Consider the following 14,888-nt stretch of genomic DNA (forward strand, 5'->3'; position numbering starts at 1 on the left):
ACCGGAGTTCCCCTTCATGAATTTGCGACTTTCCCGTTGGCTGGCCGGGGCTATGCTCATGTTCTCGGCCGTTGCCATGTTCGCCGTCTCCAGCGATGCCGAGGCTCGTCGCATGGGCATGGGCCGCAGTTTCGGCAAGCAGTCCACCAATGTCACGCAGCAGCGCCAGGCAGTCACCCCGCCGGCCGCCCAGACCACGCAGCGTTCCGCGGCGACTGGCACGACCGCCGCCGCGGGCACCGCGGCCGCCGGTACGGCCGCGCGTTCGGGCATGTCCCGCTGGCTGGGGCCGCTCGCGGGCATCGCGGCGGGCCTGGGGATTGCGGCCCTGCTGTCCAGCCTGGGCTTGTCGGGCGCCTTCCTCGAGCTCCTGTCCAGCATGATTCTGATCGGCTTGGTGGCATTTGCCGTGGTCTGGCTGGTGCGCCGCATGCGCGGCACCCAGCGCACCATGGCGCCCGCGGGGCACAGCTACCGCCAAGGCCCGTCACCCGAGGCCGCGTGGCCGGGTGGCTCGGTCGCCGGCGGGGCCTCGCGGACCGCATCCGAAGGGGTGCCCGCTGCGGCGCCCACCATCGAGGCGGTGGCTTCGCCCGCTGCCGATCCGAGCTGGTTCATCCCGGGTGATTTCGACGTGCCCACCTTCCTGGCCCAGGCCAAGCAGCGCTTCATCCAGATCCAGGCCCTGTGGGATGCTGGCAATCGCGAGAACCTGCGCGAGTACCTGACCGATGATCTGCTGGTCGAGATCACGCCCCAACTGCCGCAGCACGACGAGGGCAATCAGACCGAGGTGGTCCTGCTCAATGCCGAGCTGCTGGGGATCGAGTCCGTGGCCGGAGGCCATCTGGCAAGCGTGCGCTATTCGGGCATGCTGCGCGAGGCAGTCGGGGCCGAGGCCTTCCGCTTCGAAGAAGTCTGGAACCTGTACAAGGCCGACGGCCAGGGCTGGCTGCTGGCTGGGATTCAGCAGATCGACACCCCCTGAGGCGGCCCTCATGCGCATAACGTAAAACCGGTAAACTGAAGGGCCTGCGGGCCCTTCTTTTTTCAGGTATTCGCGCATCGCGTATGATCATGTCGCTCCCTTTTCCCCCGCCGCATCCCGCCGGTCTCGCACTGCGCGTGCTCAACGCGCTGCTGCGGCGCGAGGACTGGGCGCGCCATCGCCTGGTGGCCCACGCCGGCAAGACCCTGCGTCTTGCGGCCGGCGGCCCCTGGCAACTGCAAGCCACCATCTCCTCCGAGGGCCTGCTCCAGGCCGCGGATGCCGCCATCGTGCCCGACGTCGTCATTTCCCTGCCCGAAGGGCGCTGGCGCGAGCTGCCCGGCCTCTGGCGCCAGGGTGGGGCGGCGCGGCTATCCTCCATGGCGCACATCCAGGGTGATGCCGGCCTGGCACAAGTGGTGTCCGATCTGGCCGGCAATCTGCGTTGGGATCTCGAGGATGAGCTCGCGCACGTGGTGGGCGACGTGGCGGCGTTGCGGCTGGCGGGCGGCTTGCGCGCGCTGGGCACTGGCGCGCGCGCGACGGCGGGGCGCGCGCGCGACAACCTGGCCGAGTTCCTGGGCGAGGAAAGCGGCTTGGCGGTCCCGCGGCCGGACTTCGATGCCTGGCGCGAGGGCGTGGAGACGCTGCGTGGACGCCTCGATGCCCTTGAGCGGCGAATATCGGCGCGGGCTGCAAGGGCGGGGCGGACATGCTGACTTTTCTGCGCCTGACCCACATCATTCTGATTTCGCTGCGCTATCGACTGGATGAACTGGTGCTTTCGAGCATCCAGCACCCCTGGGCGCACGGACTGCTGCGAATCGTCTGCCTGGGCCATCGACCACGCCGCCCGAGAGGCGAGCGCCTACGCCTCGCGCTCGAGTCGCTGGGGCCGATTTTTGTCAAGTTCGGCCAGGTGCTCTCGACCCGCCGCGACCTGGTGCCGCAGGACCTGGCCGACGAGCTGGCGCGGCTGCAGGATCGCGTGCCGCCCTTTCCTTCCGAGATTGCCGAGGCGATCATCGAAGAGGCCCTTGGCGATTCGCCGCACCGGCTCTTTGCGCACTTCGAGCGCGAACCGGTGGCTTCGGCCTCGATCGCCCAGGTGCATTTCGCGGTTCTGCACGATGGCCGCGAGGTGGCCGTCAAGGTCCTGCGGCCCGAGATGCGCGAGGCGATTGAAAAGGATCTCACGCTGCTGCGCGCGATCGCGGGGCTGGTCGAGCGCCTGGGGCCTGATGGTCGGAGGCTCAAGCCGCGCGAGGTCGTCGCCGAGTTCGACAAGTACCTGCACGACGAACTCGACCTGGTGCGCGAGGCCGCCAATTGCAGCCAGTTGCGCCGCAACTTCGGCCCGGGCACGGGCCGCGAGCACCTGCTGAAGGTGCCCGAGGTGGTCTGGGAGTTCTGCGCCACCCCGGTCTTTACGATGGAGCGTATGCGGGGCATTCCCGTCAGCCATGTCGACCGCCTGCGCGCCGTGGGGGTGGATGTCCGTTTGCTCGCGCGCCAGGGCGTCGAGATTTTTTTCATGCAGGTGTTCACGGACGGCTTCTTTCATGCCGACATGCATCCGGGCAATATCTACGTGTCGGATGATCCCGCCATGCTGGGGCGCTACATTGCCCTTGATTTCGGTATCGTGGGTTCTCTGTCTGAATTCGACAAGAACTACCTTGCCCAGAATTTTCTGGCTTTCTTCAGGCGCGACTACCGGAGGGTGGCGCAACTGCACATCGAGTCCGGCTGGGTGCCGGCGCAGACCCGCGAGGAGGAACTCGAAGGCGCGGTGCGCGCCGTGTGCGAACCTTATTTCGATCGCCCGCTGTCCGAGATCTCGCTTGGGCAGGTGCTCCTGCGGCTGTTCCAGACGTCGCGCCGCTTCAACGTTGAAATCCAGCCCCAGCTCGTCCTGCTGCAAAAAACGCTCCTGAATGTCGAGGGCATGGGACGCGAGCTCGACCCCGCGCTGGACCTCTGGCAGACCGCCAAGCCGTTCCTGGAAAAATGGATGCACCAGCGCATTGGCTTGCAGGGCCTGCGTCAGCGCCTGGACCAGGAAGCCGGCCAGTGGGCCCAGATTCTGCCGCAGATCCCCAGGCTGGTCTACACCCGGCTGAACCATCCCGATTCGGGCGTCGGGATGCGGACCGAGCTCGAGCGCCTGCGCAAGGCCCAGGATCAGACCAACCGCCTCTTGACGGTGCTGTGTGGTGTGCTGGCGGTGGCCCTGGGCGTCGCGCTCTGGGCATTGACGCGGGGCTGAGCGATGGCGCATCCCGCCCGGTTCGAATCCAAGATGCTTGACCGCGAGGCTTGCGAGCGCGCGGTGCGCGAGGGGCGCTTCCCGCGCCCATTGATCTTCACCAACGGGGTATTCGACATCCTGCACCGTGGCCATGTCACATACCTGGATCGTGCCGCGACGCTGGGTGCGACCCTGATCGTCGCCGTCAATACGGACGACTCGGTGCGCCGCCTGGGCAAGGGGGGCGACAGGCCGCTGAACGCCCTCGATGACCGCATGGCGTTATTGGCGGCGCTGGCCTGTGTGGATGTGGTGACGATGTTTGCCGAGGATACGCCTATGGCGCTCATCGAGGCCCTGCGCCCCGACGTGATCGTCAAGGGGGGCGACTACGATATGGATGCCCTGCCGGAAAGTGCGCTGGTGCGCGCCTGGGGCGGCCGAGCGGTGGCGATTCCGTTCGAGCACCAGCGCTCGACGACGGCCTTGCTGAAAAAAATCCGCGCTTAGACGAGGACGGCCGAGCGCCGCGCGGGCCGCGAAAGCGCCCTAGAACTTGAAGCGGGATTTGGCCGTGCCACGCAGCGGTTTGATGAAGGTGTCAAACAGGCCGATGGTCTCGAAGCCGGCTGCGCTGGTGCGCGTGATGCGGCAGGCGGTCATGACGGGCGAGCGGCCCACGACCGCCACCAGGCGGCCGCCGATCGCGAGCTGATACTTGAGCGCGTCGGGTACGCTGGGTACCGATCCGGTGATCAGGATGGCGTCGAATTCCGCCGTGCCCCATCCCGCATGGGCATCGCCGGTTTCGAGCTTGACGTTGTCGATATGGTTGCGTTGCAGGTTGGTCTGGGCAAAGGCCGCGAGGCGGCTCTCGAGTTCGATGCTGGTGATTTGCTGGGCCAGGCGCGACAGCAGGGCGGCCTGGTAGCCCGAGCCGGTGCCGATCTCGAGGACGCAGTCGGTGGGCTCGAGGAGCAGTTCCTGGGCGAGCTTGGCTTCGACCTTGGGCGAGAGCATGGTCTCGCGGGTATCCACGCCGTCGATCACCAGCGGCAGCTCGAGATCAGAGAAGGCCAGCGCCTGCAGGTGAGGCGGCACGAACCGTTCGCGTGGCACGTCGAACAGCGCCTGCAGCACTTTTTCGTCCCGGACGCTCCAGGGGCGGACCTGCTGCTCGACCATGTTGAAACGGGCGCGTTCTGTGTCCGGTAGCTCGTTGATGTTCATGTCTCGTGAGAAGCGGTTGGAAAACCAAGGGTTTACGATAGTCCGATTATAGGCCAGGCACCGTCCCTCTGGCGCTGTGTCCCGCCCGTTCATGGGGCCACCAGGCGTGGAAGTGCTGTACCGGCCCGTGGCCCGAGCCCACGGACAGGGCGTCGGCGCTGGCGATCGCGCGCACCAGATAGTCCTTGGCCCGGTGCGCCGCCTCGGGCACGTCGGCGGCGCGCGGCAGCAGCGCCGCGAGGGCGGCCGACAGCGTGCAGCCGGTGCCATGCGTGTTGCGCGTCTCGATGCGCCGGCCCGGTATTTCAATCAGGCGGTCGCCGTTGTGCAGGATGTCGATGGTGTCGTTTCCAGGCAGGTGCCCGCCCTTGAGGAAGACCCAGCGGTCCTCATCGTCGCTCAGCAGACGGCGCAGGCGCTCGGCCATGCGGCGCATGTCCTTTAGGTTGTCGGCCGGCGTCGAGCCCAGCAGCACGCCGGCCTCGGGCAGATTGGGCGTGATGATTTCGGCCAGCGGCAGCAGGCCTTCGCGCAGGGCCGATACGGCACGCTTTTCCAGCAGGTGGTCGCCGCTCTTGGCCACCATGACGGGATCCAGCACGATGTGCGCGGGCCGCCAGTGCGCCAGTCGGTCGGCGACGGCCAGGGTCACGCTCTCTTGGCCCAGCATGCCGATCTTGACGGCATCCACGCGCACGTCGGCGAACAAGGTGTCGATCTGGGCCGCGACGAAGTCGGCAGGCACGGGGGAAATGCCGGTGACGGCCTGGGTATTTTGAGCGGTCAGCGCGGCGATGACCGCCATGCCGTAGGCGCCCAGGGCGCTCATGGCCTTGACGTCGGCCAGCACGCCGGCGCCGCCCGAGGGATCGACGCCTGCGATGGTCAGGGTGTTGGGGATCATGGGAGCGGAATGCACTGCGGATTCAGGAGCGGGTCGAGGGCAGCAGCCCCTCGGCGGGCGAGCTGGGATCAGCATCGTAGTATTTGCGCCGGACGCGACCGGCGAGGTAGGCCTCGCGGCCGGCCTCCACCGCCAGGCGCATGGCGTGCGCCATGCGGATCGGGTCGCGGGCGCCGGCGATTGCCGTGTTCATCAGAATGGCATCGCAGCCGAGTTCCATGGCGATGGCCGCGTCCGAGGCCGTGCCCACGCCGGCATCCACGAGGACGGGAACCTGGGCCTGGTCGATGATCAGACGCAGGTTCCAGGGATTGAGGATGCCCATGCCCGAGCCGATCAGTGAGGCCAGCGGCATGACCGCCACGACGCCGATGTCCTCGAGCATGCGGCACTGGATCGGATCATCGCTGCAGTACACCATGACCTGGAAGCCATCGGCGACCAGCGTGCGCGCAGCCGCCAAGGTCTCGGGCATGTTGGGAAACAGATTGCCCGAGTCGCCCAGGACTTCGAGCTTGACGAGGCTGTGGCCGTCCAGGAGTTCGCGCGCCAGGCGCAGCGTGCGCACGGCATCCTCGGCGGTATAGCAGCCCGCCGTGTTGGGCAGGATGGTGTAGCGCTTTGGGGAAAGGAAGTCCAGCAGATTGGGCTCGCCGGGATTTTGGCCGATGTTGGTGCGGCGGATGGCGACAGTGACGATCTGGCTGCCGCTCGCCTCGATGGCGTCGCGGGTTTGCTCGAAATCGCGGTACTTGCCGGTGCCGACCAGCAGGCGGGACTGATAGTTGCGGTTGGCGATGGTGAGGGGGGACTGGGTGAGCATGATGTGAGATGCGGGAGCGGTAGTGTATGGGGCGCTGCGGACTTGCGGCGACCGTCTACAAGGATAATTCATTTGCCCGGACGATGTGCATCGTTGGAGAGCATGGTTGCCGCTTACCCGCACGCCCCCCAGAGGGGGGCATTTCCCGCGGAATCGATAGATCCTCATGACCCGACTCGTCGATGTGTCGTTGACTGAGGACCGGGAAGTCGTACGGGCGATTTTGCATGAACTCTTCGTGCATGAGAGCCACGGTGCGGAAGTTCCCGCCCAGGCGATAGCCGGCCTGATCCTCGACATCAGGCCTGTGGGTTGCTCGTTTGGGTTTCAAATTCCTCGAAAAAATTTTCTATGGAATATATTGTCTCTTGTAGATGCCTCAAAGTAATTGAAACTGCCTTTTCCGTATTTTTTTCTTCGAATGCTTCTATTATGTTGGTGTGTTCGGTATTGGATTCCTTGATGTGTTTCGGATTGGCTCGCAGCGAAAACCTGACGTATCCGACCGCATTGGCCCGCAGTCGGGTTAGAATTGAGGCCAATTCGCTTTCGTCGCGCTCTTCAGAAAAAATGGCGTGAAACTGCCTGTTCATCTCCACCCATTCATCGAGATCGATGCCAGGGTTCGACATTTTTTTATTCAGAAGCGAGGCTTGGTTCAGCTCCTTCTGTGTGATCCGCTCTATGATGCGGCGAACCATTATTGGTTCCAGGACGCCCCGTAATTCGTATATCTCGCGCACGTCCTTTAAGTTGATTCCCCTTATGAACGCACCGCGGCTGGGCGTGATGACAATGAGTCCTTCTGCTGACAAATTCTGAATGGCCTCGCGCACTGGTGTAACGCTCACTCCGAGTTGATTGGCCACCTCTGTCAGAATCAGACGGGTGCCAGGCGCAAGGGATCCATCCGTGATAGAGCTCCGCAGAGAGTCCAGCACATAACTTTGGGCTGTTAGCTTCTGTCGGCGAACCTTTATGTTAGATTTTATAGTCATGATATGAGCTCATGAATTAATAGTGTGTTGATCCTCGTACCTTGAATTCGTTCATGATGCCATGCATATCGGTACTTGTGGACAGCAGCTCTGACAGCAGGATTCGAGCCTTCCTCGAACACAACCAGCCCGCCGGAATGACCCCTTGCTGAAGTAGGTGTATTTCGGAGCCTTCAAACCCATAAGTACGTTGAAATGTCGTGCCGGCGCCAGTCGTTGTTGTCATGACGAGCGGGACCCGGCGGGCAAGCAGCTCGGTCGTCTTCGCGAAGCCTGCTGGCACATGCCCGACGCCAAAGGCTTCTATGATAGCGCCCCGGTATCCCCCGTCGATGGCCAGGCGTAAGAGCCGGCCGTCTTCTCCTATGTGTACTTTGACCAGAGCCACTCCCGGCCGATTCGTATCGGGAGGCAAGCTCAGGTGTGGGACCCTTTTTGACGGCGCGGCGCTGTAGCACGGGGTTGCCTCTTCTACGAACCCAATGGCACCGAATGGCTTGGATTCGAATGCGGACAATCCGCTGCTATGGCATTTTTGCACCCATCTGGCGGAATGTATCGAATTGTTCATGACCACGAGCACTCCCCGATCCCGGGATTCGGGCGAAGCGGCAACAATAGTTGCCGCCAAGAGGTTGCCCGCGCCATCCGGGCTTTCGGATTCGGGGTGGCGCATTGCACCAGTAATGACCAGGGGCGCCTCCTGATCCCAGTACAAATCGAAGAAATAGCTGGACTCCTCGATGGTGTCGGTGCCTTGCGTAATGACTACGCCTGTGGCGCCGGCAGCTACCTGTGCCTGCGCCCACACCAGGCAACGACAAAGGTCTGAAACCACCAGGGAAGCCCCTGGTATGGACGATAGGGTGCTGGCCTCGATAGACGCTATCGCGTCCAAGGAAGGAATGGCTTTCACCAGGTCCTGTGCTGTTAGGGAGGGGATGACCCCACCGCTCGACCCCGTTCCCCTACGAGCCGTCATTGTAATAGTGCCGCCTAATGACGCGATTGCAATGATGGGTTTTATTGTGTTCGATCGAGTATTCATAGGGTTATTACTGATATCGGAGGGAACTTGGGAGTATGTATATTATATTAAATATATTTTATATGCAATCAAAAACACACTCCTTGTCATTCATGGAATTTGTGATTTTTATCAGCGACTTAGATGAATTTATGCGGAAAATAACATGCTCAGGCCTGTCGGTTGGTCGTCAGTCCTGAGGCTTTTGAGAGCCAGTGTGGGCATATTTAAAGGAGGCCTCAGTGAGGGGGAAGACGCAAAGCATGAAATCGGGGATGTCGCGGGCAGACGATGTGGCGCGGCCTCAAGATCTCAAGGGGGCATATTTTTCGGAATGGCATTGCCAGAAGCCAGGATTGGGGCGGGGCGAATGCGACCGAGCTAGAGGGGCGTACGTGGTGGCTGTCGATAGAGGTACAGGTGCCTGAGAACATCCACGGTTGGCCTGAACTGCGAGGGCCCGCAGTCGGAGTCGACATAGGCCATTCATCATTCAACTTCATATAAATAATGACATGCACTCCACCATTAGAGACAACGCTGGCAATCACAGCATTCTAAAAAAGCACTCCGGGGATGTTCTAACATTCTTTCTGACACTGGCAATATTCACCATACCCGTACTATGGAGAAGCGACTACATCATATTCATCGCCTCCTTGTTCGCTGTCCATGCAATCATCGTGATGGCGTTGAACATTACGAACGGCTACATGGGCATGCTGAATTTATCGGTAGCGGGTCAAGTCGGCTTGGGGGCATATGCCGCCGCTTTGCTGGCTGAGGCCGGTCTTTCGTTGCCGTCGGTGATCATCGCGACAATGATGCTAGGGGCCCTCGTGGGCGCATTCATTTTCTTGATTTTTTGCCGCCTGAGTGGGTTCTTTCTAGGCCTCGGAACAATTGCGGCCGCAGAGGCAATCAGATTGCTGATCCGTAATTTCGATGGCATCACCGGCGGCATGAGAGGTTTAGGCGATTTCCCTCCCATCGCGGGAGACAATTTCAGCATGTATATATTGGCCTGCGTGAGTTGCCTCGTGGTCTTTATCATGACCACGGTTTTGGTTAGGTCGGAAATCGGATTGCGTTGGAGGGCGGTTAGGGAAAATGAGGGAAAGGCGAAAGCCCTGGGCTTCAACGTATTCCTGATCAAACTGTCGACTTTCACTTTCGTTGGTGCAATCATGACTTTCGGAGGCGGGTTGCTCGCGCTGATTATCCGTTTCATAGATCCGAACATTGCCGGGCTGAATTATCTCATTGAGTACGTGATCATGTTGGCCGCGGGCGGCCCGGGAACAATTGTGGGGCCGTTGCTTGGCTCGTTCTTCATAACTGTAGTGCCCGAGGTATTGCGAGTTGCGCCAGAATTTAGAATGATCATTTATGGTGCAGTGCTGATTCTCCTTGTCCTACGGTTTCCCGGGGGGATTGCCGGTATATTCACGAAGGCGCCCGCACGCAGTCCGAGCGAGGCCAAACAGAACTCGTCGGCCGGTTAACCAAGGACAGAACCCACATGGTCCGGCTTTCCACCGCAAGACTCATGCTACGGAACGTCATACAGTTCAAAAGGATAAGGCCTTGTTTATCACCATCATTCAACAACTACTGAACGGCATTGTCGTCGGCGCCCTGTACGCACTCGCGGCTGTTGGCCTCGGCATAGTCTTTGGACTCTTCAACGTCATTAATTTTGCGCATACGCAATATATGATGATCGCCGCGGTGATTGCCATAGTGGCTACATGGGCAGGCGCGCCCTATGGCCTTGCCTTGATATTCGGGGTGGCGGCGGCGATCTTCGCGGGGGTGTTGACAGAAAGGGTACTGATAAAACCCTTGTTCGGTCACGATAATTTCCGGGTGGATACGCTGTTTCTGACGATGGGTCTGGCCACCTTGCTGGAAAACTCTGCGCTTTTGCTCTTCGGGTCTCAGCCGCAATATTTTTCATCCTCGATGTCCACGGGCGTATTCGAATATGGGGAACTGACTATGCCCATGACGGGCATCCATGTATTACTGATATCTGCGGTGATCTTTCTATTGCTATGGATCTATACCACGTACACTCGCTTTGGAAAGTCTGTGGTGGCGGTTGCGCAAAATAGCCTCGCAGCGGCGGTGGTTGGGATCCGCGTCGACTTGGTAAAGAGCATCGCCTTTGGGATAGGGTGCGGGCTGGCGGGTATCGCTGGCGTGCTGTGGGGCACTGTATATTCGGTGAGTTATTTGACGGGCAGCACTTTTCTGATTACATCATTTCTGATCGTGGTTATGAGCGGGCCCGGTAATTTGGCCACCATATTGATTGCCAGCCTGATTTTGGGAATCGTACAAAGCACATCCGTGGTTTTCTTTGATACGAAATGGCAGCAGTTTGCCGTGATCATCACCTTTATTGTCGCCATCATTCTGTTTCCTCAGGGGATAGGGGCCGGAAAATTTGCAAGGCAAAATAACTGAAGGCTGGATTTCCCTCAGGGAAATCAATATCACCTCATAGGATCGCGGGAAAATCATCAAATTAATATTTGCGTCATCACATTCATATGCAATATCTCGGTCTTAATGACCAAGGAGCTTGATATGTTGAAGAATATTCTGCCAGCAACCGTACTGCTTGGCCTCCTGGGCCTCGGTCCTGCTCACAGCCAGGAAATAAAGGATATCAATGTGGCCGCGATCATGCCGCTTAGCGGGTCCAGCATGGTGAATAACGGCCCGGCCAGCAAAGCGATCAAGATGCGGGTCAATGAAATCAATAAGAATGGGTTCGACGTCGGGGGCACCAAGTATCGGTTCAATGTGTCGTGGTTCGATTCGGAATGCAAGTCGACGTCGGCAGTAAAGGCGACGAGAGCGGCGCTGGACACGATGAAGGACATCGATGTCATTTGGGTGGGCATGTGCAGCAGCGGTGCCGTTGCTTCGAGGCCGCTGCTTATCGATTCCGGCTATGTCGTCCTCAACTCCGTCAGTGGAACCTCCCAGTTTTCCGGTCCAAAGGGGGATCCCTATTTGTTCAAAATCAAGGAAACATTTTATGGCAGAGATGTGTCGCTGTCGGAGTACCTGAAGAAAATGGGCCACAAAAAGGGCGTTGTCGTGGCGGTTAACTCAAAATGGGGTGCCGAGTCGAGCAGTACCTTCAAAAAGGCGGCAGAGGACGAGGGCCTGGAGGTCACCGACATCATTACATACGACGAGGAAAATGAGGAATTTGCTCCTATCATCACTAAACTGAAAAAGATCGATCCGGATTTCGTGTTTCAGTCCTCTGAGTATATAAACGAACAGGTCTCCTTCTTGAGAACATACAGGCAGTACGGCTTGAAGGCCCAATTGGCTGGGGAGTCCACCTGGACGGAGGACATCCCCGCAAAGATGGGTTGGGATGCAATCGACGGCATGCTCGTGGCTGGCGCGTGGTTTCCCGGTAGCGATAGCCCAGAGGTCAAGAAGTTCCTGGCAGATTATGAAAAAGAGTACGGAGAAATCCCTGGCTTCAACGGTCCGACCAGCTATGACATGGTGAATATCACAGTGGAAGCGTACCAAAAGGCTGGAAAGGTGGATCCAAAGGCCTTGAGGGACGTGCTGCGCACCAGTAAGTTCACGGGCATGACTTATGGTGATGGGGTTTTGAACTTCGACGATAACGGGCAGGCTCAATTCAAAACGGTTGTCACTAGATTTGACAAGAATAAAAAAGCCAGGGTGCATGCCGAGTGATATGCGGCTGGCCGGTCACGTCCGGCCAACCGTGATGACTAGGCACTCGTGGGTATGGCTCGTTCTTTATAAATAAATGACTCCATGCTCGATCATCTCATAGCGGTAAAAACCGATTCACAAAAACATTACGAGACTGTTACATGGATTTCTCTTCCCAATTTGTCGTGGTAGGTGGGGGTTTGGCGGGAGCCGTTGCGTGCAAGGCTCTTAGGGATGGTGGTTTTAAGGGTCAATTGCACCTGGTTGGGGATGAGGGTGTCTTGCCTTATGAGAGGCCGCCGTTATCAAAGGACGTACTATTGAAGGAAGCCGGATCTGTATCCTGCGATGTGCTGCCGCAGACCGCGTATAAAGACCTGAGTATCGACACCACTCTTGGGGCAAAGGTCGAACTCGTGGATTGGGCCCGCAAGGAAGTTGTGTTTCATTCGGGTGCGCGCTTGCCTTACGAAAAAGTCTTGATTTCCACGGGATCTCGTCCACGCAGACTTCCAATATTTGGGGAGGGACTGAAGAATGTTCTCTATCTTCGGGATATCCAGGATGCCTACGCTATAAAGGCCGCACTCACCCGGTATAAGAATATCCTCATCGTCGGGGGTGGGTGGATAGGTCTGGAGGTTGCCGCGGCTGCGCGCATACTCGGACTGGACGTGACCGTGCTGGATGTATCGGAGCGACTTTGCAATAGGATAAATTGCAGCGACCTGTCGGCCTTTCTGAGGGACTTGCATCTTGGCAAGGGGGTGCATCTCAAGTTGGGTTGCTCTGTCTCCTCCTTTGATGGCGATTCGGCGGTTGAGCGCGTGCGATTGAGCGATGGCTCCTTATTGGCCGTGGACTTGATCGTCGTGGGCATCGGTTCGGTGCCGAATTCGGAAATCGTGGCGGACGCCGATGGGAATCCTTTGAGCAACGGCTTGCTGGTGGATGAATGGGGCAGGACCGATCTGCCGGATGTGTTTGCCGCCGGAGATGTGTCGGTGATCAAGACGCTGGGTGGTCGGGTCCGGTTCGAGTCCTGGGACAGCGCCCGGCACCAGGCTCAGATGGCGGCCAATGGCATGCTGGATGACGGGAAAGAAAATATAACGCCTTATGCACCCTGGTTTTGGTCCACCCAGTATGGAAATATGGTGCAGATGGTCGGGGACATCAACGGCGACTATGAGGTGTGCCCGATCCAGACACGGAATGACGAAGACATGTTCTTGGCGTTTTGTCGGGATGAGATGATATATGGGGCGATCAGCTACAAATTCGAGCCAATCATGGCAAGAATAAAAAGACAGATTAAAAACGGTAAACCGATGTCCTTGAAATCAGCTAGGGACTTGATTTTGGCGCAACAGAAGCGGAGTTGAAGAATGAGTGATGAGGAAGGCTTCATGCTGGTATGCGATCTCGATGAGCTCAGTAAAGAGTTTCCGAGCAGCTATAACGTCAACGGCAAGGCACTGGCATTTTTCAGAACAACCGAGGACGTGGTGGCGTTGGATGAAAAATGCACTCACGCCGATGCTTCCTTGGCGGAGGGTATATTCGAGGGCGATATCATCGAATGTCCGCTGCATGGGGCGACGTTCAACATATATTCTGGCGAAGCCCTGACTCTGCCGGCGACTGTCAAGGTCAATCGATACGCAACCCTGCTGAAGGAGGGGAAGGTGTACGTGAATACAGACAAAATCTTGAATTAGTTGTGATCGAACGTAGATCGATCGCGCCTGGAGCCCCATCACGGAAGGCTTGGAATCAGGCTCTCGGTGGCGGGTAATGCTCCCCAAGTTCTTATAGGTGGATAGATTCATGGAAAACGCTTCATACACTTCTATTAAAGGAATCGCCAGTGCTTTTGATTCCGTTAGAAGCCTGGGCAAGTTGCTTGCTCCAGAAGATCTCACATATTTGACCGAGGTATCCGAAGACATCAGCCCGCCGGAGGTATTGATACACCTGTCCTGCATGGCGACGTATACCCCTTCTATCCCATTATTGGCGCAGAAGCTGCTAAACCTGATTGGAAAGAGCAATCTGATCATGGGTGGGCCGGATAATTGTTGCGGAGAACTCCACCGTCTGGCACAGCGACCGGATCTTGAAAAACAAACCGCCAAGGTGAGTATGCATGAGTTCGGCCGCAGCAAGCCGGTTCGAGTGGTATCGATTTGTCCGGACTGTGTGCAGGTGTTTCTCAGCAGTCGTGTTGGGCGGATGAAGTATCAGTACGGAGCAATTGCATCGTTATTCTCGGAGTACATGCCTTTGTTTGAGAAACACATGAAACCTTTGAATATGAAGGTTGTTTTGCATACGCATAGCGTAAACGACGAGGCTGTGGCCGATGCGGCGGAGATGAGGAAAATAATTGAGCGAATACCAGGGCTCGAGATAATAGAGAGCGAAAAGGCTCATGGGCCCGGCATACACTGTCAAACCGCCTTTCCAATGCAGCCCGCGGACAGGCTGGTCATGTACGAGGAAGCCGACCGCTTGGGGGCTCAAGCCATTGTGGTTCCGTATCACTCTTGCTACAGACAGCATTGTGCCGCCGAGCTCAATCACAAGGTCAAGGTGTTTCATTATCTTCACCTACTTGCAATGAGCATGGGAGTCGGTTTCGTGGAGGAATTCAAGAAGGTCAGGCTATTCAATGATATAGACCTATCGATGCGCTATCTCACGCCGAAAATTGAGGAGTATGGTCTGGATGCCGATGTGGTGAGGGCGCAAGTGATCAAGTCAATATATGCGAATGTCGTTCCTGAAAAACATTGATTGGTGTTGAGGATATTGAATCTGTCACGGGGCCTTATGTGGTCGAGAGGTTATTTTCCTCATCGGAATGTCTCGCAACATATAATGAATAAGCATTATATATCGGCCTGATAGGCAGTAATCATCTGAACATTAATGACTAGAG

General features: G+C 58.2%; 15 protein-coding genes. 10 read left to right on the forward strand and 5 right to left on the reverse strand.

The window, feature by feature from the left end; translation table 11 throughout:
* Positions 1-16 precede the first annotated feature (16 nt).
* The 4 genes from ABS761_RS08095 to rfaE2 all read left to right on the forward strand — a co-directional run bounded on the left by ABS761_RS08095 (position 17) and on the right by rfaE2 (position 3,749).
* Positions 17-988: a Tim44 domain-containing protein gene (locus tag ABS761_RS08095; RefSeq protein ID WP_350407636.1), complete on the forward strand. Its 972-nt coding sequence runs from the start codon at positions 17-19 to the stop codon at positions 986-988.
* 89 nt (positions 989-1,077) lie between these two features.
* The gene (locus ABS761_RS08100; protein WP_350407637.1) at positions 1,078-1,707 is read left to right on the forward strand and encodes a ubiquinone biosynthesis accessory factor UbiJ; all 630 of its coding nucleotides are present in this window, start codon (positions 1,078-1,080) and stop codon (positions 1,705-1,707) included.
* On the forward strand, positions 1,701-3,257 hold the full coding sequence (gene ubiB / locus ABS761_RS08105; protein WP_350407638.1) for a ubiquinone biosynthesis regulatory protein kinase UbiB: 1,557 nt from the start codon (positions 1,701-1,703) through the stop codon (positions 3,255-3,257). Before ABS761_RS08100 ends, ubiB begins: the two co-directional genes overlap by 7 nt.
* Positions 3,258-3,260: 3 nt before the next feature.
* Positions 3,261-3,749, forward strand: coding sequence for a D-glycero-beta-D-manno-heptose 1-phosphate adenylyltransferase (gene rfaE2 / locus ABS761_RS08110; RefSeq protein WP_350407639.1), 489 nt, complete (start codon positions 3,261-3,263; stop codon positions 3,747-3,749).
* Positions 3,750-3,788: 39 nt separating this feature from the next.
* Here the strand turns inward: rfaE2 and ABS761_RS08115 are convergent, their stop codons facing one another.
* From ABS761_RS08115 to ABS761_RS08135, 5 genes are all read right to left on the reverse strand, one after another.
* Positions 3,789-4,469 carry a protein-L-isoaspartate O-methyltransferase family protein gene (locus ABS761_RS08115; RefSeq protein ID WP_350407640.1) on the reverse strand — a complete coding sequence of 227 codons (681 nt, stop codon included), beginning with the start codon at positions 4,467-4,469 and terminating at the stop codon, positions 3,789-3,791.
* Positions 4,470-4,515: 46 nt separating this feature from the next.
* Positions 4,516-5,373 carry a bifunctional hydroxymethylpyrimidine kinase/phosphomethylpyrimidine kinase gene (thiD, locus tag ABS761_RS08120; protein ID WP_350407642.1) on the reverse strand — a complete coding sequence of 286 codons (858 nt, stop codon included), beginning with the start codon at positions 5,371-5,373 and terminating at the stop codon, positions 4,516-4,518.
* A gap of 22 nt (positions 5,374-5,395) precedes the next feature.
* Complete coding sequence (locus ABS761_RS08125; protein WP_350407643.1) at positions 5,396-6,196, reverse strand: thiazole synthase; 801 nt, start codon at positions 6,194-6,196, stop codon at positions 5,396-5,398.
* A 299-nt stretch (positions 6,197-6,495) separates the two neighbouring features.
* Positions 6,496-7,194, reverse strand: a complete 699-nt coding sequence (locus tag ABS761_RS08130) for a GntR family transcriptional regulator (RefSeq protein WP_350407644.1) — start codon at positions 7,192-7,194, stop codon at positions 6,496-6,498.
* 16 nt (positions 7,195-7,210) lie between these two features.
* Positions 7,211-8,242, reverse strand: a complete 1,032-nt coding sequence (locus ABS761_RS08135; protein ID WP_350407646.1) for an asparaginase — start codon at positions 8,240-8,242, stop codon at positions 7,211-7,213.
* Positions 8,243-8,736: 494 nt separating this feature from the next.
* Between ABS761_RS08135 and ABS761_RS08140 the strand changes: the two genes are divergently transcribed.
* From ABS761_RS08140 to ABS761_RS08165, 6 genes are all read left to right on the forward strand, one after another.
* Entirely contained in the window at positions 8,737-9,726 is a 990-nt protein-coding gene (locus ABS761_RS08140; RefSeq protein ID WP_350407648.1) for a branched-chain amino acid ABC transporter permease, read from the forward strand.
* 82 nt (positions 9,727-9,808) lie between these two features.
* Positions 9,809-10,693 (forward strand): branched-chain amino acid ABC transporter permease, encoded by an 885-nt coding sequence (locus ABS761_RS08145; RefSeq protein ID WP_350407649.1) that lies wholly within the window; start codon positions 9,809-9,811, stop codon positions 10,691-10,693.
* A gap of 123 nt (positions 10,694-10,816) precedes the next feature.
* Positions 10,817-11,962: an ABC transporter substrate-binding protein gene (locus tag ABS761_RS08150; RefSeq protein WP_350407651.1), complete on the forward strand. Its 1,146-nt coding sequence runs from the start codon at positions 10,817-10,819 to the stop codon at positions 11,960-11,962.
* Positions 11,963-12,105: 143 nt separating this feature from the next.
* The gene (locus tag ABS761_RS08155) at positions 12,106-13,329 is read left to right on the forward strand and encodes an NAD(P)/FAD-dependent oxidoreductase (RefSeq protein WP_350407652.1); all 1,224 of its coding nucleotides are present in this window, start codon (positions 12,106-12,108) and stop codon (positions 13,327-13,329) included.
* 3 nt (positions 13,330-13,332) lie between these two features.
* Positions 13,333-13,665: a Rieske (2Fe-2S) protein gene (locus ABS761_RS08160; protein WP_350407654.1), complete on the forward strand. Its 333-nt coding sequence runs from the start codon at positions 13,333-13,335 to the stop codon at positions 13,663-13,665.
* Between the two features lie 109 nt (positions 13,666-13,774).
* Positions 13,775-14,743, forward strand: a complete 969-nt coding sequence (locus ABS761_RS08165) for a heterodisulfide reductase-related iron-sulfur binding cluster (RefSeq protein WP_350407655.1) — start codon at positions 13,775-13,777, stop codon at positions 14,741-14,743.
* Positions 14,744-14,888 lie beyond the last annotated feature (145 nt).

The organism is Castellaniella sp. GW247-6E4 (genome assembly GCF_040276065.1).
Classification (GTDB): domain Bacteria; phylum Pseudomonadota; class Gammaproteobacteria; order Burkholderiales; family Burkholderiaceae_B; genus Castellaniella.

Coding starts and splice junctions, on each gene's coding strand:
- ABS761_RS08095 (WP_350407636.1), top strand. CDS start 17: ATGAATTTGCGACTTTCCCGTTGGCTGGCCGGGGCTATGCTCATGTTC.
- ABS761_RS08100 (WP_350407637.1), top strand. CDS start 1,078: ATGTCGCTCCCTTTTCCCCCGCCGCATCCCGCCGGTCTCGCACTGCGC.
- ubiB (WP_350407638.1), top strand. CDS start 1,701: ATGCTGACTTTTCTGCGCCTGACCCACATCATTCTGATTTCGCTGCGC.
- rfaE2 (WP_350407639.1), top strand. CDS start 3,261: ATGGCGCATCCCGCCCGGTTCGAATCCAAGATGCTTGACCGCGAGGCT.
- ABS761_RS08115 (WP_350407640.1), bottom strand. CDS start 4,469: ATGAACATCAACGAGCTACCGGACACAGAACGCGCCCGTTTCAACATG.
- thiD (WP_350407642.1), bottom strand. CDS start 5,373: ATGATCCCCAACACCCTGACCATCGCAGGCGTCGATCCCTCGGGCGGC.
- ABS761_RS08125 (WP_350407643.1), bottom strand. CDS start 6,196: ATGCTCACCCAGTCCCCCCTCACCATCGCCAACCGCAACTATCAGTCC.
- ABS761_RS08130 (WP_350407644.1), bottom strand. CDS start 7,194: ATGACTATAAAATCTAACATAAAGGTTCGCCGACAGAAGCTAACAGCC.
- ABS761_RS08135 (WP_350407646.1), bottom strand. CDS start 8,242: ATGAATACTCGATCGAACACAATAAAACCCATCATTGCAATCGCGTCA.
- ABS761_RS08140 (WP_350407648.1), top strand. CDS start 8,737: ATGCACTCCACCATTAGAGACAACGCTGGCAATCACAGCATTCTAAAA.
- ABS761_RS08150 (WP_350407651.1), top strand. CDS start 10,817: ATGTTGAAGAATATTCTGCCAGCAACCGTACTGCTTGGCCTCCTGGGC.
- ABS761_RS08155 (WP_350407652.1), top strand. CDS start 12,106: ATGGATTTCTCTTCCCAATTTGTCGTGGTAGGTGGGGGTTTGGCGGGA.
- ABS761_RS08160 (WP_350407654.1), top strand. CDS start 13,333: ATGAGTGATGAGGAAGGCTTCATGCTGGTATGCGATCTCGATGAGCTC.
- ABS761_RS08165 (WP_350407655.1), top strand. CDS start 13,775: ATGGAAAACGCTTCATACACTTCTATTAAAGGAATCGCCAGTGCTTTT.